21 protein-coding genes and 2 riboswitches are annotated in these 24,068 nt (G+C 37.4%); of the genes, 19 read left to right on the forward strand and 2 right to left on the reverse strand.

All coding sequences use genetic code 11. The features are described 5' to 3' along the window. Positions 1–11 precede the first annotated feature (11 nt). From NSQ92_RS26355 to NSQ92_RS26405, 11 genes are all read left to right on the forward strand, one after another. Entirely contained in the window at positions 12–329 is a 318-nt protein-coding gene (locus tag NSQ92_RS26355) for a PTS fructose transporter subunit IIB (protein ID WP_047943337.1), read from the forward strand. Positions 330–346: 17 nt separating this feature from the next. Further along, positions 347–799, forward strand: a complete 453-nt coding sequence (locus NSQ92_RS26360) for a PTS sugar transporter subunit IIA (protein ID WP_235850147.1) — start codon at positions 347–349, stop codon at positions 797–799. Positions 800–842: 43 nt separating this feature from the next. Next, positions 843–1,934: a PTS fructose transporter subunit IIC gene (locus NSQ92_RS26365; protein WP_047943339.1), complete on the forward strand. Its 1,092-nt coding sequence runs from the start codon at positions 843–845 to the stop codon at positions 1,932–1,934. 122 nt (positions 1,935–2,056) lie between these two features. Further along, on the forward strand, positions 2,057–2,749 hold the full coding sequence (gene alsE / locus NSQ92_RS26370) for a D-allulose 6-phosphate 3-epimerase (RefSeq protein ID WP_144546470.1): 693 nt from the start codon (positions 2,057–2,059) through the stop codon (positions 2,747–2,749). Positions 2,750–2,866: 117 nt separating this feature from the next. Then, positions 2,867–4,867 carry a transketolase gene (tkt, locus tag NSQ92_RS26375; RefSeq protein ID WP_321198345.1) on the forward strand — a complete coding sequence of 667 codons (2,001 nt, stop codon included), beginning with the start codon at positions 2,867–2,869 and terminating at the stop codon, positions 4,865–4,867. Between the two features lie 490 nt (positions 4,868–5,357). Next, positions 5,358–5,729, forward strand: coding sequence for a DUF956 family protein (locus NSQ92_RS26380; protein ID WP_047943341.1), 372 nt, complete (start codon positions 5,358–5,360; stop codon positions 5,727–5,729). A 452-nt stretch (positions 5,730–6,181) separates the two neighbouring features. Next, positions 6,182–7,153 (forward strand): mannose/fructose/sorbose PTS transporter subunit IIA, encoded by a 972-nt coding sequence (locus tag NSQ92_RS26385; protein WP_047943342.1) that lies wholly within the window; start codon positions 6,182–6,184, stop codon positions 7,151–7,153. 34 nt (positions 7,154–7,187) lie between these two features. Continuing rightward, a complete protein-coding gene (locus NSQ92_RS26390) occupies positions 7,188–7,994 on the forward strand; it encodes a PTS mannose/fructose/sorbose transporter subunit IIC (protein WP_047943343.1) in 807 nt (268 codons plus the stop codon). A gap of 17 nt (positions 7,995–8,011) precedes the next feature. Then, a complete protein-coding gene (locus NSQ92_RS26395) occupies positions 8,012–8,923 on the forward strand; it encodes a PTS system mannose/fructose/sorbose family transporter subunit IID (RefSeq protein WP_341153408.1) in 912 nt (303 codons plus the stop codon). A 119-nt stretch (positions 8,924–9,042) separates the two neighbouring features. Next, positions 9,043–10,059, forward strand: coding sequence for an oxidoreductase (locus tag NSQ92_RS26400; RefSeq protein WP_341133206.1), 1,017 nt, complete (start codon positions 9,043–9,045; stop codon positions 10,057–10,059). A gap of 159 nt (positions 10,060–10,218) precedes the next feature. After that, positions 10,219–11,892, forward strand: a complete 1,674-nt coding sequence (locus NSQ92_RS26405) for a ribonuclease J (protein ID WP_047943346.1) — start codon at positions 10,219–10,221, stop codon at positions 11,890–11,892. Positions 11,893–11,998: 106 nt separating this feature from the next. Here NSQ92_RS26405 and NSQ92_RS26410 read toward each other — a convergent pair whose 3' ends face one another. Then, positions 11,999–13,270, reverse strand: a complete 1,272-nt coding sequence (locus NSQ92_RS26410; protein ID WP_341153409.1) for an FAD-binding protein — start codon at positions 13,268–13,270, stop codon at positions 11,999–12,001. Positions 13,271–13,485: 215 nt separating this feature from the next. After that, positions 13,486–13,572: riboswitch (cyclic di-GMP riboswitch) on the forward strand. A gap of 127 nt (positions 13,573–13,699) precedes the next feature. Here NSQ92_RS26410 and NSQ92_RS26415 point away from each other — a divergent pair. The 8 genes from NSQ92_RS26415 (at position 13,700) to NSQ92_RS26450 (ending at position 23,771) form a co-directional block, all read left to right on the forward strand. Next, positions 13,700–14,068, forward strand: coding sequence for a hypothetical protein (locus tag NSQ92_RS26415; protein WP_047943348.1), 369 nt, complete (start codon positions 13,700–13,702; stop codon positions 14,066–14,068). 55 nt (positions 14,069–14,123) lie between these two features. Continuing rightward, positions 14,124–14,834, forward strand: coding sequence for a hypothetical protein (locus NSQ92_RS26420; RefSeq protein ID WP_235844557.1), 711 nt, complete (start codon positions 14,124–14,126; stop codon positions 14,832–14,834). Between the two features lie 46 nt (positions 14,835–14,880). Beyond that, on the forward strand, positions 14,881–16,068 hold the full coding sequence (locus NSQ92_RS26425) for a methyl-accepting chemotaxis protein (RefSeq protein ID WP_047943349.1): 1,188 nt from the start codon (positions 14,881–14,883) through the stop codon (positions 16,066–16,068). Positions 16,069–16,162: 94 nt separating this feature from the next. Then, a riboswitch (cyclic di-GMP riboswitch) is annotated at positions 16,163–16,239 on the forward strand. A gap of 309 nt (positions 16,240–16,548) precedes the next feature. After that, entirely contained in the window at positions 16,549–18,198 is a 1,650-nt protein-coding gene (locus NSQ92_RS26430) for a pyridoxal phosphate-dependent decarboxylase family protein (RefSeq protein WP_047943350.1), read from the forward strand. Positions 18,199–18,450: 252 nt separating this feature from the next. Beyond that, a complete protein-coding gene (dcuS, locus tag NSQ92_RS26435) occupies positions 18,451–20,046 on the forward strand; it encodes a DcuS/MalK family sensor histidine kinase (RefSeq protein WP_047943351.1) in 1,596 nt (531 codons plus the stop codon). Position 20,047: 1 nt separating this feature from the next. Continuing rightward, positions 20,048–20,755, forward strand: coding sequence for a response regulator (locus NSQ92_RS26440; RefSeq protein WP_047943352.1), 708 nt, complete (start codon positions 20,048–20,050; stop codon positions 20,753–20,755). A 194-nt stretch (positions 20,756–20,949) separates the two neighbouring features. Further along, complete coding sequence (locus tag NSQ92_RS26445) at positions 20,950–21,918, forward strand: 2-keto-3-deoxygluconate permease (protein WP_047943353.1); 969 nt, start codon at positions 20,950–20,952, stop codon at positions 21,916–21,918. 149 nt (positions 21,919–22,067) lie between these two features. Continuing rightward, complete coding sequence (locus NSQ92_RS26450; RefSeq protein ID WP_341153410.1) at positions 22,068–23,771, forward strand: NAD-dependent malic enzyme; 1,704 nt, start codon at positions 22,068–22,070, stop codon at positions 23,769–23,771. Positions 23,772–23,855: 84 nt separating this feature from the next. Here NSQ92_RS26450 and NSQ92_RS26455 read toward each other — a convergent pair whose 3' ends face one another. Then, positions 23,856–24,041: a hypothetical protein gene (locus tag NSQ92_RS26455; RefSeq protein ID WP_061801099.1), complete on the reverse strand. Its 186-nt coding sequence runs from the start codon at positions 24,039–24,041 to the stop codon at positions 23,856–23,858. Positions 24,042–24,068: the final 27 nt, after the last annotated feature.

The following is a 24,068-nucleotide window of genomic DNA, read 5'->3' on the forward strand; positions in this document are numbered from 1 at the left end:
GAGGAATAATCATGAAAATAGTTGGAGTTGCAGCTTGCACAGTTGGGATTGCCCATACGTATATCGCACAGGAAAAATTAGAGAATGCTGGAAAGAAGGCAGGTCATGAAATTCATATTGAAACACAAGGAACGATTGGAATAGAGAATGAATTATCGCAACAGCAAATAGCTGAAGCAGACATCGTAATTTTGGCTACAGATGTCAAAATCGCAGGAAGAGAACGGTTTGACGGAAAGCGAATTATCCAAGTCACCACAGAGATAGCTGTTAAATCACCAAATAAACTAATTGAAAAAGCAGCAGAGGTTGTAAGTCAAAAGAAATAATCGTAAAAGGAGAGAGAATGATGGAAGTAAACAACATTGTAGATATAAATACAATCAAAACCAACATGAGCGCTAAAAGTAAAGAAGAAGCTATTCAGGAATTAGCTGAGGTGTTACTTGAAAACAAGTACATTAAAGATATCGAAGAGTTCACAAAGGATATTTATGCGAGAGAAGCAATCGGACAGACTGGGATAGGCAATTATATTGCTATTCCTCATGGTAAAAGCGATTCTGTTGAAAAAATAGGGGTAGCCATTGGTATAACGCAAGAGGAAATTGCTTGGGAGAGCCTCGATGGAAAGGGTGTAAAAGGAATCATTCTGTTTGCTGTTGGAAACGATGACGGAGCACAAAGTCATCTGAAATTATTATCATTATTTGCTAGAAAACTAGGAAATGATGAAGTCATTAAGAAGATGCTGCAATCCAAAAATGCGGAAGATGTGAAAGAAGCTTTATGTAGCTAAGAAATTTATGGAGAGAGGTCTTTAATTAAAAGGAGGGTTAATAATGAGTGGAGTAAAAAAATTAAATTTAAAAGGCCATTTATTAACAGCAATTTCATTTTTGATTCCAATTGTTTGTGGAGCAGGTTTCTTAATCGCAATTGGTATGGCTTTTGGCGGGACTAGTCAAGGTACCTTAGTACAAGGGGAATTTAACATATGGGATGCATTAGCAACAATGGGTGGAGCAGGTTTAGGGTTATTACCTGCCGTTATTGCAACAGGGATTTCTTATTCCATTGCTGGTAAACCAGGAATAGCTCCAGGATTCATTATTGGTTTAACTGCTAACGCGATTGGTGCTGGATTTATTGGTGGTATTTTGGGAGGATTTTTATCAGGTTATCTTGCTATAGCAATTATAAAACATTTTAAAGTTCCTAGCTGGGCTAAAGGGTTAATGCCAACCCTAATTGTTCCATTCTTCACATCCATTATTGGTGGATTAATCATGGTATACATTATCGGTATCCCGATTGCTGCCTTTACATCCTTATTAACAGATGCATTAAACAGTTTAGGAACCTCCTCTTTATTAGTATTCGGCGGAATTGTTGGTCTATTGAGCGGAATTGACTTTGGCGGTCCAATTAACAAGACTGTGTTTGCCTTCGTATTAACCATGCAGGCAGAAGGAATTAATGGGCCGATCACAGCTTTACAATTAGTAAATACAGCAACTCCAATTGGATTTGGATTAGCTTACTTTATTGCAAAAGTCTTTAAGAAAAATATTTATACTCGATCAGAAGTAGAGACATTAAAGTCAGCGGTGCCAATGGGTGTTGTTAATATCGTTGAAGGGGTAATCCCAATTGTTATGAATGATATCGTTCGTACTGTAACAGCTGTAGCCATTGGCGGAGCAGCTGGCGGAGCAGTAACAATGGTGTTAGGAGCAGATGCAACAGTACCATTTGGCGGCGTATTTATGTTACCAACTATGTCCAATCCTTGGGCGGGTGTTGCAGCTATTCTAGTGAATGTAGTCGTTACAGGATTAGCGCTTGCCTTAATTAAGAAAAACGTAAAAGAAGACGAACAAGTAGAAGTGGAAGAGGAAGATATTGATTTAGATGATATACAAATTCTTTAACTAAATGCACGGACCATTAACTGATATACCAGTAAAGCTAAGTTTTATTAGTTAATAAGTTTGGTTTAAAAAAAGAGCATTAATTTAAAGAAAATAGCAGGTTTGTGGAGGTTGAGCAAATGATGAAAAAAGTAGGATTTTCACCATCCTTAATGACTATGGATTTAGATAAATTTAAAGAACAAATCACATTTTTAAATCAGCATGTAGATTCTTATCATATTGATATTATGGATGGGCATTATGTGCCGAATATTACTTTATCCCCTTGGTTTATCGAGGAAGTACGGAAGATAAGTGATTTACCTATGTCTGCCCATCTTATGGTTACAAATCCAAGTTTCTGGGTTCAACAATTGGTTGATTTAAAGTGTGAATGGATTTGCATGCATGCGGAAGTACTTGATGGTTTAGCTTTTCGTTTATTTGATCAAATACATGATGCTGGGTTAAAAGCTGGAGTAGTACTGAATCCAGAAACGCCTATTGAAACAATTTTTCCATATATTGAATTAGTAGATAAAATAACCATTATGACAGTGGATCCAGGGTTTGCCGGGCAGCGTTTTATCGAAAGCACATTAGATAAAATTGTAGCATTAAGAGAATTACGAGACAAAAAGGGATATCAATATGTTATTGAAATGGATGGTTCCTCTAGTCGAAAAACATTTAAGAGAATTGATGAAGCTGGTCCTGACATTTATATCGTCGGCCGCAGTGGCTTATTTGGAGTAAATGAAGATATTGAAAAGTCATGGGAAATTATGTGTCAAGATTACAAGGACATGACTGGGAAAGAAGTAGAATCCTAATTTTTTAAAGGGGTGGGGGAAGGAAACCCGCCTCTTTATTCATTGTAAAATCCTTTTAAATAAATAATAGATATTCAGAAAAACAAACAATTTAAAAAATAAAGGAGCTTTATTAAATTGACTACAAACCAATTGATTGACCAATTAGCTATTAACACTATTAGATTATTATCCATTGACGCAATTGAACAAGCGAACTCTGGTCACCCAGGAATTGCAATGGGGGCTGCTCCAATGGCTTATACGTTATGGGCAAAAGAAATGAATATAAATCCTGCTAATCCTAAATGGCTGAATCGTGATCGTTTTATCCTGTCGGCTGGTCACGGTTCAGCCCTGCTATACAGTATGCTTCATCTATTCGGATATGGGCTGACGATTGAGGATTTAAAGAATTTCCGTCAATGGGGAAGCAAAACACCTGGACATCCTGAATATGGACATACAGAAGGAGTAGAAGCGACAACAGGCCCGCTTGGTCAAGGTATCGTGATGGCGGTTGGTATGGCAATGGCAGAAAGTCATCTAGCTGAAAGGTATAATAAGGAGAATTTCCATATAATAAATCATTTTACTTATAGTCTTTGTGGCGATGGGGATTTAATGGAAGGGGTATCTGCGGAAGCAGCTTCCCTAGCAGGGCACTTAAAGCTAGGTCGTTTAGTTGTGCTATATGATTCTAACGATATTTCACTAGACGGGAATCTCAATCTATCTTTTTCTGAAAGTGTAGCAGATCGATTTAAAGCATATGGATGGCAAGTCCTGCGCGTAGAAGATGGTAATGATATTGAAGCTATCCAAAAGGCAGTGAAAGAAGCAAAGACAGATTTAGAACGACCTACTTTAATTGAGGTTAAAACAACAATTGGTTTTGGTTCACCTAATAAGTCTGGTTCCTCGGCGAGTCATGGTGCACCTCTTGGGAAAGAAGAAATTGAATTAACGAGAGCGGCTTATCAGTGGGAAGCAAAAGAACCATTTTTTGTACCAGAAGAAGTAGAAAAGCATTTTGCGAGTATCAGAGAAAAAGGAAAAGCCATAGAGCAAGAGTGGAATGAACAATTTGAGGAGTACAAAGCAACCTATCCTGAACTTGCAGCGCAATTTGAGAGTGCTGTAAAAGGCGAACTTCCTATAAACTGGCGAAAGGATCTGCCTATATTTGAATCAGGATTAAAAATAGCAACGAGGGAATCTTCAGGAAGAGTATTAAATGCAGCAGCAAATGCCATTCCACAAATGATCGGTGGTTCAGCTGATCTTGCAGGATCTAATAAAACTTTGATTTCATCGGAAAAGAACTTTGCGTTAGATGGTTATGAAGCACGCAATATTTGGTTTGGTGTTCGTGAATTTGCAATGGGTGCCGCATTAAACGGGATGGCTCTTCACGGTGGAGTGAAAGTATTTGGAGCAACCTTTTTTGTTTTCTCTGATTACTTACGCCCAGCGATTCGCTTAGCCGCACTGATGAAGTTACCAGTTACTTATGTATTTACACATGACAGTATTGCAGTCGGGGAAGATGGGCCGACACACCAGCCAATCGAGCATCTTGCGGCATTAAGGGCAATGCCTGGTATTTCAGTCATTAGGCCAGCAGAGGCGAAGGAGACGGCGGCAGCATGGCGCTTAGCACTTGAAAGTCAAGACCATCCGACTGCTTTAGTGTTAACTCGCCAAGATCTTCCAACTCTTAAGGCTGATCAAGAACAAGTGTATGAAGGGGTAAAAAGAGGCGCTTATGTTGTATCACAAGCAAAAGGAAAAGTAGTTGGTCTGTTACTTGCTACGGGTTCAGAAGTAACCCTTGCTCTTGATGCACAAGAAGTGTTAGAAAAGGAAGGCATATATGTTTCTGTTATAAGTATGCCAAGCTGGGATCTTTTTGAACAACAACCAGCAGATTATAAGGAAAGGGTGATTCCTAGTCATATAACTGCACGTGTGGCAATCGAATTAGGCTCTAGTTTAGGTTGGAGAGAATATATTGGACATAATGGAAGAATGATTACCATTGATCATTTTGGTGCATCCGCTCCAGCAAATAGATTAATGGAGGAATATGGATTTACAGTAGAGCATATTGTAGAGACATTTAGGAGCACCATCTAATGGATCATCACCCATTGAGGAAGGCTGAAAAATAAACAAGATAGCGATTTGGTTATGATTTGTATTTTATGCATATCGTAGCTGATATTAATTCCTCATTTCCTGATCAAAAGAAAAAAGCGAAACCAATTTTAGTCCTATTATGGTCAAATAGACAGCCCTAAAAATACTCTCCATGCGTGTCGATGTTGTAAAATCGGCACGCATGATTTCAAACTTTTTTTAAATACGTTCGGAAATAATAATTATCCGTGAACATATAGATTGGAGCATTCCCAACCAATATTTAAAGTGGAGCATTCCACTTCCAATATTTGATCAACATCATCAAAACTATTTGCTAGTAATTCTAAAGATATCGCTGAATACAATAGCTTCTTAATAGCATAATCTAAATTCTTAAGTTAATGTGAACTCTCCCAGAGTATTTGCTTAAAGCAAAAAAACACGTATAATTATTAGTATTAAAAGATAGAAATGGAGTAAACAAATGGTCCAATCAATTAATACAAAAGTCGATTTAGTTATGAATGCAACTTCACACACAGGAATCTCAGAATATGGGAAGATTATGATTGGGGACAAGGGCTTTGAATTCTTTAATAGCCGTGATGCTCGCAAGTTTATCCAGATTCCTTGGGAAGAGGTAGATTATGTAATTGCTTCCATCATGTTCAAGGGGAAATGGATCCCGCGTTATTCTATCCAAACGAAGCGAAATGGGACGTATACATTTTCTTCTAAAGACCCGAAAAAAGTTTTACGAGCAATTCGTGAGTATGTTGATCCGAAGCGTATGGTTCAATCGTTGAGTTTCTTTGATGTTATTAAACGCGGATTAACGGGTAAGTCGAAAAAATAACAGATCCGCAGTAGAAAGGATAGAGGAAAAAAATATATTGCAATTAGGAATCTCAGCATTGTTTTTGAGAGAGGTTTTAAGAAAATGATAGCGGAATCAAAAAAATAAATTTCCCTATTGAAAGAGAAAATCCAGTGTGCTATAATTTTTTTGCAAGCTTACTAAAGTGAAGCAGAAGGATATTAATTACTCCGTTTAAAGCGTTTACAGAATAAATTGAATAACTATCGTCATTATTTTACGTGTTACTGATTCGATCAGGCATGAGTAAAAAAGTATGATTGAATGAAGAGAATAGGGGCATTCTATACCTATAAATTCATTTAAATCGACTTTTTACTCATGCCTTTTTTATTTTTATCAAACACTGTAATCGCTTATATGTAATCGCTTTAGATGAGTTGAAAAAATGCAGCTTGATAGCTGTGAAAATAATAATGGGAGGTAAAAAGATGGTAGGAATTATCATTGCTAGTCACGGTGAATTTGCCAGTGGTATCTTGCAATCTGGAGCAATGATCTTCGGAGAGCAAGAAAATGTAAAAGCTGTTACATTGATGCCAAGCGAAGGACCTGCAGATGTAAAGGCAAAAATGCAAGAAGCAATCGCCTCTTTCGATAACCAAGACGAAGTACTATTCTTAGTTGATCTTTGGGGTGGAACTCCTTTCAACCAAGCCAATAGCTTGTTTGAAGAACATAATGAAAAATGGGCAATTGTTGCTGGTATGAACTTACCAATGTTGATTGAAGCTTATGCATCACGCTTTACAATGAACACTGCACATGAAATTGCCGCACATATTTTAGGAACAGCTAAAGAAGGAGTTAAAGTAAGACCTGAAGCTTTAGAACCAGCAGAAACAGCTGCTAATACGACTGCTCAGCCAGTAAGTGCAGGTGCTCCTGGAAAATTTGAATATGTGTTAGCACGTATTGATTCTCGTTTACTTCATGGGCAAGTAGCAACGGCTTGGACAAAAACGACACAGCCTACCCGTATTATTGTTGTCTCTGATGAAGTAGCGAAGGATGAACTTCGTAAGAAATTAATCCAACAAGCTGCTCCTCCAGGAGTAAAAGCACATGTTGTTCCAGTAAAAAAAATGATCGAACTTGCAAAAGATGATCAACACTTTGGTGGTCAACGCGCTTTACTACTATTTGAAAATCCACAGGATGCTCTTAGAGCAGTTGAGGGTGGTGTTCCATTGAAGACAATCAACGTAGGTTCTATGGCACACTCACCTGGTAAAGTTCAACCGAATAAGGTGTTAGCTTTTAACCAAGACGATATTGATGCATTTGCGAAGTTAAAAGAAGCTGGTTTAAGCTTCGATGTACGTAAAGTTCCGAATGATTCAAAAGGTAATATGGATGAAATAATCAAGAAAGCACAAGAAGAGTTAAATAGACGAAAATAATCCGAATATCAAAGAAAAAGGAGGATTAATAAACATGGATTTGAATATGATTCAAATATTATTAGTCATTATTGTAGCGTTTTTAGCTGGTGTTGAAGGAATCCTGGATGAATTCCACTTTCACCAACCAATCATTGCCTGTACGTTAATCGGCTTAGTTACAGGAGAATTAGTACCATGTCTTATCTTAGGTGGTACCCTTCAAATGATCGCTTTAGGTTGGGCGAACATTGGGGCTGCCGTAGCACCGGATGCTGCATTAGCATCAGTTGCATCTGCCATTATTTTAGTTTTAAGCGGTCAAGGGGATGCCGGTGTATCCTCTGCCATTGCGATTGCAGTTCCACTTGCAGTTGCTGGTTTATTATTAACTATCATCGTTCGTACAATTGCAACAGGATTGGTGCATTTGATGGATGCGGCGGCGAAAGAAGGAAACATTAAAAAAGTTGAACTATGGCATATTTTTGCGATCATCTTACAAGGATTACGTATTGCTATACCAGCTGCGTTAATTATCGCTATTGGGGCAGGTCCTGTGAGTGACTTACTTACAGCTATGCCAGATTGGTTGACAAACGGTTTAGCAATCGGCGGGGGAATGGTTGTTGCTGTTGGTTACGCAATGGTTATTAACATGATGGCTACAAAAGAAGTATGGCCATTCTTTGCGATTGGTTTCGTATTAGCGACTGTTTCACAAATTACACTTATTGGTCTTGGGGCTATCGGTGTGGCTCTTGCTCTTATCTATCTTGCGCTTTCTAACAAAGGCGGCTCTGGTAATGGCGGAAATGGGAACACTGGTGATCCACTAGGCGATATTATCGATAATTACTAAGAAGGAGGGGACAGAAAATGGAAAAAGCATTTAAATTATCAAAAAAAGATCGTATTTCGGTTTGGTGGCGTTCCACGTTTATTCAAGGTTCTTGGAACTATGAACGTATGCAAAACGGTGGTTGGGCATTCGCCATGATTCCTGCAATAAAAAGATTATATAAATCAAAAGAAGATCGTGCGGAAGCGCTAAAACGTCACTTAGAGTTCTTTAATACACATCCTTATGTCGCTTCACCTATTCTTGGTGTAACATTAGCGCTTGAAGAAGAGCGTGCCAATGGAGCACCAGTGGATGATAAAGCAATTCAAGGGGTTAAAGTCGGAATGATGGGACCATTAGCTGGTATTGGAGATCCAGTTTTCTGGTTTACAGTGAAGCCAATCCTTGGCGCTTTAGCTGCTTCTCTTGCTTTAACTGGTAATATTCTAGGACCAATTATTTACTTCTTTGCATGGAACCTTATCCGCATGGGATTCACTTGGTATACACAAGAAGTTGGTTACAAAGCTGGGTCTAAAATTACAGATGACCTATCTGGAGGATTGCTGCAGAACATTACAAAAGGGGCATCGATTCTCGGGATGTTTATCCTCGGTGCACTAGTAAACCGGTGGGTATCGGTCAAATTTACCCCTGTTGTATCGTCAGTAGAGCTTGATGAAGGTGCTTATATTGATTGGGATAAATTGCCTGCTGGAGCAGAGGGGATTAAAACCGCCTTGGAACAGCAAGCAGCTGGTCTTTCATTGGATCCAGTAAAAGTAACTACATTGCAAAGTAACTTAGATAGCTTAATTCCTGGTTTAGCTGGATTATTGTTAACACTTCTTTGTATGTGGCTGCTTAGAAAGAAAGTTTCTCCAATCGTTATGATTCTTGGCTTATTCGTGGTAGGTATTGTCTTCCACTTAATTCACTTAATGTAAATAATCTAAAAGAGAGAAGCACCTCCTAGTTTTGTTTTTTTTAGGAGGTGCTTTTCACATGACAAATAGAAAGAAAAATGGGATAAATAGTATAATGAATAAATTACTAGGAGGCTGCTATGCTTACTATTGGTTATATTGGAAATGGGAAAAGCACAAACAGATATCACCTGCCGTTTGTATTACAAAGAGAGAATATCAAGGTAAAAACAATTTTTCAAAGAAATCCAAAGCATGAAAGCTGGGATCGAATTGCAGGAGTAAATTATACATCTGATTTAAATGAATTATTAAACGATAAAGACATTCAATTAATTGTTATTTGTACAAGACATGACAGTCATTTTGAATACACTAAATTAGCACTAGAACATGATAAACATTGTTTAGTTGAAAAACCTTTCATGGAAACTGCCGAACAGGCTAAAGAAATATTTGCATTGGCGAAGGAAAAGAATTTAATTGTGCAGGCATATCAAAATAGACGTTTTGACAGTGATTTTCTGACTGTGCAAAAGGTCATCGAAGAAGGAAAACTAGGGGACTTGCTGGAATTGGAGATGCACTATGATTATTACCGTCCTGAAGTACCAGAATCTGCACAGACCTTTAATCCAGCAGAGTCATTTTTATATGGACATGGCTGCCATACGCTTGATCAGGTTATCAGCTATTTTGGCAAACCTGATCATATTCATTATGATGTGAGACAATTATTAGGACAAGGAAGAATGAATGATTATTTTGATTTAGATTTGTACTATGGGAAGATGAAAGTTTCTGTAAAGTCTAGTTATTTCAGATTGAAAGAAAGACCAAGCTTTGTCGTTCATGGAAAAAAGGGATGTTTTGTGAAAGAAACAAAAGATCGTCAAGAGGAACATTTAAAATTATTTTACATGCCGGATAATAAAGATTTCGGGATAGATACGATAAAACACTATGGAGTATTAACCTACATTGATGATGAAGGGACAATCCATGAAGAAACAGTGAAATCGGTAAACGGCGATTATGGAAGAGTGTATGATGATTTATACAAAGCGATTATAAATGGGGAAGATAAGACCATAACAGACGAACAAACGTTATGGCAAATGGAAGTATTAGAAACTGGCATAAAAAACTTAAAATAGTGAATTTTGGATTAAGACCCCTTATTGGGGTTTTTTCTTTTTCTGCAGGAGCCTTTTCTTTAAAGTTTCTTAAGCAATAGATGTGTTTCTCTTCTTTTTGCATGAAAGCTAAATAAAAAAGAAATAATAACAATATTTAGTGCGATAAGGAGGAGAATAATGAAAGTGGATGAGAATGCTTTGTCGTTTTTTGCATTAGGCGGAATAAATGAAATCGGAAAAAATATGTATGTCGTTCAATATCAGGATGAAATTTTTGTTATTGATTGTGGAGGGAAATTTCCTGATGAAAGCTTATTGGGTATTGATTTAATAATTCCAGATATAACCTATTTGGAGGAGAATCAAGATAAAATAAAAGCTTTAATCGTTACCCATGGTCATGAAGACCATATTGGTGGAATCCCCTATATTCTAAGGAAATTAAGCATTCCTATTTATGCTACAAGATTTACCTTAGGTTTAATAGAGCTTAAAATCAATGAGCATAAGCTAAACGGAGAGACAAAATTAATAACTATTGATTCTAGCTCCAAGCTAGAGTTTGGAGAAGTGCAAGTTTCCTTTTTTAAGGTAAGTCACAGCATCCCAGACTGTCTTGGAGTTGTTTTCCACACCCCAGAAGGAAATATTGTTCACACAGGTGACTTTAAATTTGATTTAACCCCGGCTAATAACCAATATGCTGATATACATAAAATGGCGGAAATCGGGCAGCAGGGAGTTTTAGCATTAATATCAGAGAGCACAAATGCAGAACGAAAGGGGTTAACTCCTTCTGAACAAATGGTTGGTTCTCATTTAGATGAAGCCTTTATGAAAGCAGATGGGAAAATTTTCATTTCGACATTTGCTTCGAATGTTAATAGAATACAACAAGTAGTAGAGTCTGCTATAAAAACGAATCGTAAATTAGCATTGCTTGGCCGCAGTATGGTAAATGTGGTGAACGTTGCTATAGAACGTGGCTATCTTCATATGCCGGAGGGAATGTTAATTGATGTCAGTCAAGTAGATCAACTGCCAGTAGAAAAAGTTGCCATTCTCTGTACAGGTAGTCAAGGAGAACCAATGGCTGCTTTGTCACGTTTAGCAAGTGGGAACTTTCGCGATGTCACAATATATCCGGGGGATACCGTGATTCTAGCAGCATCTCCAATCCCTGGAAATGAAAAAGACGTCTCTAAAATCATAGATAATTTATTTCAACTTGGGGCAAAAGTAATTTATGGTTCTGGCAGTACAACCGGTATGCACGTTTCAGGTCATGGTTATCAAGAAGATTTAAAGCTAATGTTAACCTTAATGAAACCAACCTACTTCATTCCCATTCATGGAGAATCTCGTATGCTCTACCATCATCGAATATTAGCAGAATCAGTGGGAGTGGAAAAAGAGAATACTTTTATTATTAAAAATGGAGAAGTTGTCGATATCAAAAATGGAGTAGCCCGTCAAACACGCTTTGTCCCAGCAGGAGACACATATGTAGATGGGATGGGTGTTGGGGATGTTGGCGATATTGTGTTAAGAGATCGAAAGCAGTTATCGGAAGATGGGATGCTTGTTGTTATTATCACCATCAGCAAGGGCGACAGGAAGATTATTTCTGGCCCAGATACGATTACGAGGGGATTTGTTTATGCCCGTAACTCGGATGAATTACTGAAGGAAGTAAACCGTTTGGTCAAAAAGACTGTCAATGACTTGCAATCAGAGAATATTCATAAATGGAATGTAATGAAACAAAATATTAAAAAATCAGTTGGCCAGTATTTATTTAATCAAACAAAGAGAAAGCCGATGATTCTTCCAATTATTATTGAGATTTAGGATGTGAAAAAAATTATATTTTCTAAAAAGCAATGGGGGCAATAGATTAAGCATCCATTGCTTTTTAGTTTAGAAGCAGCCTAGCGACATTTTATTGTAAGCGAATTCAATTCTGTTCGTTAAAAATATACCTATTCATAAAAGTATTGCGGAACTTACCTTGTGGGTCATACTTCATAAGTAAATGCTGGAATGCGGGCATTTTTTCATATAGCGATTGTATTTTGGAAGGGGCAGTAGTAAATAGCTTCCCCCAATGTGGCTTTGCTTGAAAAGGCTCGAGCTTGGATTCGATTAGCGGGAGTACTTGCTGAACTTCTTTCCACTTATCTTGCCAAGTAAAATGAATAGCGACGGAATCCTGTTTATAGGATGGACTTAACCAAAGTTCGTCCTTCGCAATTGTCCGCACTTCAGAAATAAATAAAAGGGGTGCAATGTATTCACGAATGTCACTAAGGGCACAAAGAGCGTTATAAGCATGTTCTCGCGGGAAAATATATTCACTTTGCAGCTCTTGTCCCTTACTTGGAGTGAAGTCCATTCGGAAATGTGGCATGCGGTCAAGCCAATCTCCTGGAACACCGAGCTGTGCCGTGCAATTAGTTGCAGCGACTCCTCGTACTGGATGAAGATTTTCTTTGGCTGCTTTTGCTCCGTAAAAGTCATCGCCTAGTGAAAAAGTCTGGTCATCTGTCAGCTTGCTCTTTAACCACACTTGATTAAATGCTTCGTTCTGCCAATCTGTAAACAGACTGACACTATAAGCACTGGAAGAAATGATATCAAAATGATCAGCTATTTGAGCGAATGGAAGATTTTCATAAACATCTTGCCGCATTTGATGACTTGGATGAATAGCTAAGGTTAGTTTTGTAACAATACCAATTCCTCCTAATCCAACGACTGCACCATGTAATTCCTCTTCTGACTTTTCTCTTGAAAAAGTTATGATACTACCGTCCGCTGTAACGACTTCCATAGCGGAAACTGCAGCAGCTAAATTTTGATTGCGATTACCTGAACCATGTGTTGCTGTGGCACAAGCTCCAGCAATCGAAATGTGTGGTAGGGATGCAAGATTATGTAAGGCATAGCCATGCTGCTGAAGCATTTGGCATAGATCTCCATACTTCATTCCTGCTTCTACAGTTACTGTTTTTTCTTCCCTATTAATAGCAATAACTTTATTCAGTTTTTGCAAAGAGACGATATTCTCGTCTGAATCTGCGATGTTATTAAATGAGTGGCGAGTTCCAATTACACGAAGCTTTTTTAATTTTAAAACTAATTGTTGAATTTCCTCCACTGATTCTGGTTCGTGCCAGTTCGTCGTGCTATATTGATAATTACCTGCCCAATTCCTTTTTAATCCCATAACTTCACTCCTTTATTGGGTTTTTTATACATTTTAACTATATACGCAAGGAGAGAGAATTTTCAAATATTATCGTTTGGAAATCACAAGGTAATTAGACCTATTTTTTGTTTCTTTTATGTGAAGAGAAAATCCTGGTATCGACAAAAAATGACAAGTTCCTTATAATGGAATAGTAATATGTATACATGCTATTAGAACTATTGTTTTCCTGAAATTGAAAAAAGCAAACTTATCGAAAGGTAAGGACGCAAAGCTACGAGTCTAAAATCCTCTTGGATAATGATAGTCGGGTTGCCAGGTATACTTTAAGCAATTATTTGGCTATCCCTATTTATGTATTAGGATAGCTATTTATTTTTACTTTGGATTCGTGGGAGAACAATAAAAAATATAAACTAAACAAACTTATAGAAAAGGAGATTCGAGATGATTGTTGTAGACAAAAAGAAGTATAAAATGGAAATAGATGAAAACTCAAAAGAAGTACGTGTACAGGTACATGGGTTGATGAGAGAGGAAGACGCAGAGGGGTATATGGTTGATTTACAGGATACGATAAGTAAAGTATCCAAAAAAGACTATACTTTTGTCGTGGATGGTACTCATCAAACGCCCGTTCCATCAAAGGTGGTACCTCAGTTAGAACAAACAATGCAATTTTACTCTAGCTTAGGTTTTAAGGATGTTCTTGTAATTAAACCTTCGTCTAAAATTGCCCAAGTGCAAATTAGAAATGCCCTAGAAAGAATTGATTTTGCAGGTACATTTATTGATCGTGCATCTCATTCTAAGTAATGCCAGGTTGTAAATAGAAAGCTGTTTTTAATCGGATTTGAAGGGGAGTTATGAAGTGAAAAAGGTAGAAATGTCGTATAAATATGAAATTATAACAAAGGAACAAACGGATCTAATCGAAAAGGCTGCTGACTGTCTTGCAAGCTCATTTATTGGAGTAGATATAGCTGGGAAATGGGTTCAAGAGCCAATGGTTGGTCAATTAAATATAGGCTATGATGATTTCTATCAGTTCACGAAAGATTATATAGATGCTACTGTGGAGCAGGGATATTGTGCAGTCGCTATAGATAATAATCAAAAGGTTGTTGGTGTTCTTGCTGGAGATACTAATGCGCCAGAGATTATTGGGGAAGATGTATTTGAAGGCACCTTTTTAGATATGAATGTTATTCTACATGTTCTTGAAGATGTAGATAAACGCTTTATGGAAGATTATAAGCAGCGTACTGGAAAAGAACTGCAGGATGGCGAGATACTTCATTTATTTATGTTAGGAGTAACTGCTGAACACGAGCGTCACGAAATTATTAAGCAATTAGGAAATAAATTAATAACGAAAGCATCTGAACAGGGATTAAAGGCTGTTGTTGGAGAAGCAACTAATCCTAAGTCTATACGTGTAATGGAAAAATATCACAATATGAAAAAATATAAAGATGTTAAAGGAAATTATATTGTTCATAGATATCAAGAAAATAGTAGATTAAAAGATATTCCTGCAACAATCGCAGACGGCACATATATCATTATGAAAGAACTTTAAAATTTCAAATGTCTAAACAAATATATAAATAGGAGAGTTATTTATTATGGAGGCTATATTGCTAGGTATTATTGTTATCTTATTGGTTACCACCGTGTATTTTGCTTATCGATATTTTACATTGAAAAACCATCCTCATATTAATAAAGAAATAATGAACGGGATGAAAGAAATAGCGGCAGGTAATATGAGCAGCAAAGTAGAAGGAGCAAGTTCTTATCATGCTACCTTTAATCAAGTAATTGAATTTTTAGAGCATGTGAGGGGAAAGTTCTTTTCTTTTTCCAAAAACGTACATAAAAAGGGAGAAAGTTTAACGGAGATCGGTGAATACGCGATGGAAAAGGCGGACATTGTAAGAGCTGCAATTGATGAGGTTGGCAGAGGTTTGCAGAAACAATTAGTCGCTACAGAGGAAAGCGCCCTTTCAATGGAGGAAATGGCTCAGGCGATTGAAGATTTGTCCATAAGATCCAATCAAATTTCTGAACAGTCCAATACTACGTTAGAATTAACGCAAGAGGGAGACGAAAAGTTAAAGGACTCTTTAGTGAAAATGAAGCAATTTAACCAAACAATCAATACGACTTTTCATGCGATAAATAATCTTGGTGAAAAGTCTAAAGAAATTGGTACAATCGTAAAAGTAATTACAGGGATTTCTGAACAAATTAATCTATTGGCATTGAACGCAGCAATAGAAGCAGCTCGGGCTGGTGAACACGGTAAGGGATTCGCTGTTGTAGCAGACGAAGTACGAAAATTGGCTGAACAGTCCCGTCAGTCCTCTTCAGAAGTATCCAATATTGTGAAAAATATTCAAGAAGAAACGAATATAGTTGTCAAATCAATGCAGCAGGGCACAGAAGAATTCAAAGAGACAAATACGAACATTCTAGAGGTTGGAACAATGTTTGAACAGATTTTGTCTACGACAAAGGTTATTGCGGAAAATAATGAAAATTCTTCTGCAAGTACAGAAGAATTATCGTCAGCTTCTCAACAAATCATGGCAACAATTGTACAGATAGCTTCTATCTCACGGGAATCGGTTGAAATGTTTGAGGAATTAATCGAAATCAGCGATGATGAATTACAAACAATTCAAAATTTAGTACAAGAAGCCGAAAATCTTTTAGAATTGAAAAATGATGTGGATAAACTATTATCTACGTGGAATCAAGAATCAGCACAAAACCCACATGCTGAAGGTGATGTTAGTGTAGCGGTTTAAGCTAGAAAAAAAGCTTCTCATCGGTAATCAAACTTGTGAGAAGCTTTTACTTTCATTCCACTTTTAACGTAAATAACAGTATTTTGTTATATTCCTTTGAAAATAGCAAACTCATTGAAACATGAGGACGCAAAGCTGCGGGCCAATTTCCATGGCAGCCGGGTTGCCAAAAAAGGCTGGATATTTGCTAATAAGCAATATATTGCTTTTTTATGTCCTTTTTCGTGTGGACTTTTTTATTTGGACTTTTGTCTCTAGCAGAAGGGAGTATATGCTGCAAAAGTGGAAAGGGAGTAATTATGTCACAACAAGAGCAATGGAGAGCAAAAGTAGGATTGGCAGGGTAAGAATATGTATTTTTTACGTCCTGTTGAAATACATTGTTCCTATTGTCATAATTATCGTTATCTTAGACGCAGCAGGCCTATCAGGTTGATTATTACTTTGTTAAATAATAAGAAGCATTCAGGAGGTCAAATAATGAAGGAAATACAAGAATTGTTTCCTAGCATGGACGGAAATGACTTTCAACGAGAGGAATTGCTGTCCTACTTTAAGACAATTTTAACAAAAATAGATGAATTAAAGGATCCTGACAAATTAACACTTGGAGAAATGCCAGAGTACACAGAGGATTATTATAATCGTGTGATTCAAAATGCGAATGTTCCTCAAGCAGGTGTGTCGATCAATGAAGTAATCAAAGAGCTTCTAAAATTGGTAGAAGGTCATCGCTATGTCAATCGTAATTATGTGGCAAATGCAGCACCTTTGCCGAATATTGCTAGTATCATAGGTAATTTAGTCATGGTGCTTGTAAATGGCAATAACCTTTGGGATGTAGAAGGTCCAGCCGCAGCTACAGCTGAGGTGGAAATCACAAGTATGCTTTCTAAATTAATCGGATATGACGAAAATTTAAGTGCGGGCTATACAACATGGGGAGGACAAGGGGCTGTTTTCAATTCTTTACGCCTCGCTATTGCTCGTTATGCTCCTTCCTCTAACCTAATAGGCATTCCGAAAAATCTTTATTGCTTCTGTTCGGAGCTATCTCACTACAGCTTATATAAATCGGTAGAAGCTGCCGGAATTGGGGTAGAAAATATGGTTCGAGTCAAGGTGAACCAAGATCATTCTATGAATCTTGAAGATTTAAAGGAGAAAATAGAACAGGTTATTGCAAAAGGTGGGGTGCCTCTTTATATTCTGGCAACAATGGGTACAACAGATACCTTTGGAATCGATGACATAAAGGGAATTAAGCAGCTTGCGGAGGAGTTAGAACGCAGACATTGTTTAAGCCCGCTCTATATTCATGCAGACTCAGCGATGGGAGGAATGTATACCTTTTTTAATAATTATGATTTTGAGAGAAATCCTCTTCAATTGGCAGAAGATGTTAAGGAAGTTTTGCAATCCTATCAACAGAAGTTTACACAAATCAAACTTGCTGATAGTATGGTATTTGATTTCCATAAGCTAGGACAAACACCGTATATTACGAGTTTATTTTTGGTTAAAAACAGAGAGAGTCTTAAGTATGTTGATTTAGACGAAGAGGAAACTCCTTATGTTGGCAATCGTGGTTACGGCAGCTATCATACAGGCTATACATTAGAATGTTCGAGAATGGGAAGTGCGTTAGCAATTTATGCATCGTTATTAGCATTTGGTGTGGAGGGCTATCAAAAGCTGCTAGCTAACTATATTCGTGTGAATAGTAAATTTAGAGAGACGCTGACAAAAGAAATCCCGAATGCTGCCATTACGAATGAGGTTTCACCGATTACCACTTTCCGTTTTTATCCAGAAGAGCCAAAATGGATAGAAGAAAGGAACGGTCTTTTAACTGCTGAGGAAATGATTGAAATTAATCAATTTAATGATGCGTTTGCAGAAATAATCGGTGCTGAAAGAGATACGATCTTCTTTGGAAATACAAAAAAGCAGTGCCTAGTAAAAGCAGCAAATTCAAACAAGCAAATCCCTGTATATGCGCATAAATTTTTCACTATTTCGCCATACTCTACAGTAGAAGAGATTGACCGTTATGTGGCATTTTTAAAAGAACACTTATCATTTTTTATGAAAACAAAACCAACCTATGACAGCATTTCTTTGTTGTAAGGAAGGACTTTTTTTAATTACAAAAAGGCCCCATAGCTTATTTAAGTATATAATAAATTAAAAAAACTTTCTCTTAACAGGGGAAGGTTTTTTAGTTTTCATGGCCATATATATCAACAGATAGAAACTCTTTTATTAAATGATAGCCTTTATGATAGAGAATGGAGTCTGCTTCTATCCCTTTTTGAGCGCAGCAGTTTTTTATTTACGTATGACTAAAACAATTAACCCTATAACACTTTGGAGGAGAATATGAAAAAAGGCAAATTCAGTTTACAAGCTAGCATTATTATTTTTGTATGTATAGTTGTTGCATTGTCTCTTGGCATTACGGATTTGATTATCAGTAATAGTATTACCTCCAGTGTGGAAGAAACACAGAAAGAGAAGGCACTGAATGTTGCGAGGATGATGGCGATAACTCCGCAAGTAATAGAAGTTCTTGAAGGCAGAGAAAATACAGAAGATGTACAGGTGTTTGCCAATAAAATTAAAGCACAAACGAATGTGAACTTTGTTGTGGTGATGGATATGAACGGAAACCGTCTATCCCATCCGGAATCTAGTAAAGTTGGAAAGCATTTCAGTGGAGGGGATGAAGGACCAGTACTTAATGGAAAGGAATATGTTTCTATTTCCAAAGGAACGCTTGGAAAATCGATGCGGGCATTTACGCCAATAAAAAACGCTGAGGAAGAGCAAATTGGTGCAGTGGCAGTAGGAATTTCTTTAAAGAGTGTAACAGAAGCTGTCCACAAAGGACGGATGGGGATTGGAATAGGGACATTAATAGGAATTCTCATTGGCATAATTGGGGCTGTGGTGCTGGCGAGATATTTCAAAAAAATTCTGTTAGGGCTCGAACCCTTTGCTATTGCCAAGCTTCTGGAAGAACGAAGCTCGATGCTGCAGTCTGTGCGTGAAGGCATTATAGCCATTGATCAAGAGGGAAAAATCACGCTTGTGAACAAGGCAGCTAGTAAGCTTTTTCAAAAAGCGGGCATTGGGGAGGATGCTATTGGAAGGAATATTGAAGATTATTTACCAGAAACTCGGTTAACACGCATTATAAAATCCGGTGAAATGGATTTGGATCAAGAGCAGAACTTGCATGGGGTAACCATTTTGGTAAATAGAGTGCCTGTAGTGGTAGAAAATCAAGTAGTTGGGGCTATTGCCACATTCCGTGATAAAACAGAGGTTCAGCAATTAGCTGAGCAGCTGACAGGGGTGCGCAATTATGCGGATGCGCTCCGTGCTCAGGCGCATGAGTTTATGAATAAACTCCATGTTATCCTTGGTTTAGTTCGTACGGAACAATATGAAACCCTTGCTAATTATGTAAGTGAAACGGTTAATCACCGGGAAACAGAGGTAGGCTTTGTTACGAAGAAGGTTCAAGATCCTGTACTTGCTGGGTTTTTGATTGGTAAGCTAAGTTTTGCTAGAGAATCAGGCGTTTCCCTTTCCTTTGCTTGTGAAAATATCCTTCCAAAACCAGCAGACCCGGAGATTACAAATGAACTAATTACGATTATCGGAAATATCTTTGATAATGCAATAGAGGCAATGGTAGACAGCATAAACAAAAAGGTAGATCTTACCTTGGATTATGCAGAAGAAATTTTAACCATCGAAGTGAAAGATACTGGAATAGGAATGACGAATGCCCTTCAAAATAAAGTGCTAGATAAAGGCTTCTCTACTAAAGGAAATAATCGGGGATTTGGATTGTATTTATTGGCAATGGCGATTGAAAGGCTAGAGGGGGAACTTATTATTTCGTCCAAGCCTGGAAAGGGCACCACTTTTGCCGTATATATACCATATAAAGCAGAGGATGAATAAAATGATTAATGTAATGATTGTGGAAGATGATCCGATGGTAGCAGAAATTAATAAACGATACCTTTCTCAAATCAATGGGTTTCATTTAACTGCAACCGCCAATTCAGTAGATGATGCGATTTCTTTATTAAAAAAAGAAAAAATAGAGCTTATCCTTTTAGATATTTTTATGCCTGGTAAGATTGGACTAGAGCTATTAGCTTATCTACGAAAAAATGATCTTGCTATTGATGTTATCGTGATTTCAGCTGCTTCTGATCTTGAGCGCATTAAGAAGGCTTTAAGACATGGTGTAGTCGATTATTTAATAAAGCCATTTGAGTTTGAAAGATTTAACACAGCGCTGACAACTTATCTAGAACAAACTAGGATTACCAATAAGCAAGCTTCCATTAGTCAACAAGAGTTGGATGCGCTTCTTTTGCATCGAGAAGAAACTGTGACAGTGGAAGAATTGCCGAAGGGATTAACAAAGGATACGTTAAAACAAGTATGGGAAGCAGTTCAAAAATTAAAAGAGGAACCCTTTTCAACCGATGATGCTGCGAACTTAGTAGGTATATCAAGAGTATCTGCTAGAAAGTATTTAAATTTCTTAAAAGATTTAGGAATACTGGAAGTTAAGGTAATCTATGGCACGATTGGAAGACCTGTTTATCAACATGAATATAATCGATTAAAAGAACACAGAATAAAAAACTTTTTGTAAGCAGTATGAAGGCTGCTTACTTTTTTTATTTACAAAAAGAATTATTAAACTTTCATAAACTATGAAAGCGTTTAACAGGGGAGTAAGATGAACTTGTAAAAAACAAAAGTAGTTTGAGCATAACAATCTCAAACGTATTGATAAAGGCTCAAAGGAAGTCGATAGGGAGTAAAAACTTTGTTAGGAGGATTAAAATGCATATTCCAATTAAGAAGACACTTGATAAAATTCCAGGTGGTATGATGGTTGTACCGTTATTTTTAGGGGTATTAACTAACACATTTTTTCCGCAATTTTTAGAAATTGGCCATTTTACAACAGCTTTATTCAGCAAGGAAGCATCATCCACCATTCTTGCTTTATTTATGTTTCTGATTGGTTCACAAATTAATTTCAAACTTGCCCCAAAGGCAATCAAAAAGGGTGCCATCTTACTAACAGGTAAATTTATAGTAGGGGCAGGGATAGGGATTGCAGTCGCCATGTTTTTTGGACCTGCTGGAATATTAGGGTTATCACCATTGGCAATTCTTGCAGCCCTATTAAATGCGAATGGAGGATTATATGCATCGCTTGCTTCTTCCTATGGTGATGAAACAGATGTAGGAGCATATGCATTATTTTCTTTAAAAGACGGACCATTTTTCACGCTAGTTGCACTAGGAGCATCCGGACTTGCAGCCATTCCTTTCCAGGCACTTGTAGGTGTCTTAATCCCAATTTTGATTGGAATGATTTTGGGAAATATTGATCCGGACATGAGAAAGTTTCTTGGTAGCAGTAAATTATTATTAATTCCATTCTTTTCTTTCCCATTAGGAGCAGGAATGGATCTTAGAACCATTGTAGAAGCAGGAGGACCTGGATTATTACTAGGATTAATAGCCGCATTTACAGGAATTGGAGCTTATCTTCTTTTGAAATTATTTAAAGAAAATCCAATTGTTGGCTTAGCAACAGGCTCTACTGCTGGGAATGCTGTCGCTACACCAGCTGTGGTTGCAGCCGCAGATCCGACCTTATCTTCTATAGCCCCAGCAGCTACTGCTCAAGTTGCAGCAGCATGTGTTGTATCTGCCATTATCTGTCCGATTATTGTTAGCTATGTATTTAAAAGGTCGCAAAGAAAGAAGACTAAAAAATCGATGGCGAGTGCAGCATGACAGGTAAAAAGGAGTACTGCATTATTTAGTTACAAAATAATGAATTTAAGTTAAATAAACTAGTGAGAAAGTACAAACAGTAATAACATAGGAACAAAAGAAAGCGATCTTTTGATCATCATTTTAAATAGAAAGAAGGATCACCCACAATGACTGTGTCAGATAATGTAATTATCACAACATTAAAAGGAAAAGAAATTCTCTCTAATCCCTTTTTAAATAAAGGAGTAGCTTTTACAAAAGAGGAAAGGGAAGACCTTGGTCTAGACGGTCTGTTACCGCCCCAAGTACTTACGCTTGATGAACAAGTAAATAGAGTCTATGAGCAATATTTAATGCGGACCACCAACCTTTTCAAAAATGGCTTACTGAATGACTTATATAACCGAAATGTCGTTCTATATTACCGACTTTTAAAGGAACATCTTGCAGAAATGCTGCCGATTGTTTATACACCGACTGTCGGTGATGCTATCCAGTCTTACTCTCATAGCTACCATCGTCCAGAAGGATTATATCTTTCCATTGATCATTTGGAAGGGGTGGAAAAGGCGTTTCGTAATCTAGGAAAAGCCAAAAATGATATAGATTTAATTGTTGTCACTGATTCGGAAAGTATCCTTGGTATTGGAGATCAAGGAGTAGGTGGTATTAATATTGCAATAGGAAAACTAGCGGTATATACAGCTGCTGCTGGTATTGATCCTAGCCGAGTTCTGCCGGTTGTACTAGATGTTGGTACGAATAATCAGTCCTTAATTGATGACCCTATTTATATTGGTAATAAGTTTGCCCGTGTTCGTGGAGAACGTTATGATCAATTTATTGATTTATTCATTCATACCGCAAGAAAGTTTTTCCCAGAAGTACTACTTCATTGGGAGGATCTTGGCAATGTGAACGCCCGCAATATTTTGGATAAATATGGGGACAAAATTCTTACTTTTAATGATGACATTCAAGGAACAGGTGCTGTAACGCTTGCAGCGATTATGTCTGCATTAAAAGTAACAGGCGGTGCATTGAAAGATCAGCGCATCGTTGTCTTTGGCCCAGGGGCTGCAGGAATCGGCAATGCAGACCAAATGGTTGATACAATGGCTCTGGAAGGACTTACTAAAGAAGAAGCATATGAGCGTTTCTGGGCGATTGACTATCGAGGATTACTGACAGATGAAACACCAGATGTTTTGAAATTTCAAATGCCTTATGTAAGAAGAGCAGAAGAAGTCAAGCAATGGAATCGAAATGAGGATGGGATCATTTCTTTAATGGAAGTAGTTAAAAAGGTGAAGCCAACCATCCTAATTGGTACTTCTGGCCAAGCCGGTGCTTTTACGGAAGAAATCGTGAAAGAAATGGCAAAGCATGTAGAACGTCCTATCATTATGCCGATGTCCAATCCTACTAATCTTGCTGAGGCAATGCCGGAAAACTTAATTAAATGGACGGGCGGAAAAGCACTAATTGCGACTGGAAGTCCGTTTGCTGATGTAGAATATAATGGTGTTTCTTATGAAATCGGGCAGTCGAATAATGCATTTGTCTTCCCGGGTTTAGGGCTTGGAGCAATTGTTGCAAAAGCGCAAATTATTTCCAAAGGAATGTTTGCCGCAGCCGCCAATGCGGTAGCCGAGATGTGCGAAACGAACCAACCAGGGGCATCGTTACTTCCTTCGATTGAGAAATTACATGATGTATCTATCTATGTGGCAGTTGAAGTCGCAAAAGCGGCTATAGAGGAAGGAATTGCAAGAGCCGAGATTACGGATGTAACAAAGGCTGTGGTTGATGCAGTTTGGCAGCCTGAATATAAGAAAATTAAGAGTGTTGGAATTTGGGCCAATGTTTAATGAAATTATAAATTAGAAAAAATGCCTCTACTCCTGGTAGAATCGGATTGTTCGATTAGCCAGTGGTAGCAGGCATTTTTATTTTTAAAATTCATGGTTTTCTTTCTTTTTTCTATATTTTATAACATCCGTAATTACCCATAGAGGGATAATAAGAACGACAAAAGCAATTTTTAACCAATAATCAACAACACTAAAGAGAATAAAAAGCATAAATAGAGCATAACAAACAAATTTCAAAACTAAATTGACTAATTCAGATTTAAACATCGTTATCAACACCATTCGCTATTTTTA

This window comes from Niallia sp. FSL M8-0099 (assembly GCF_038006945.1).
Lineage (GTDB): Bacteria > Bacillota > Bacilli > Bacillales > Cytobacillaceae > Niallia > Niallia circulans.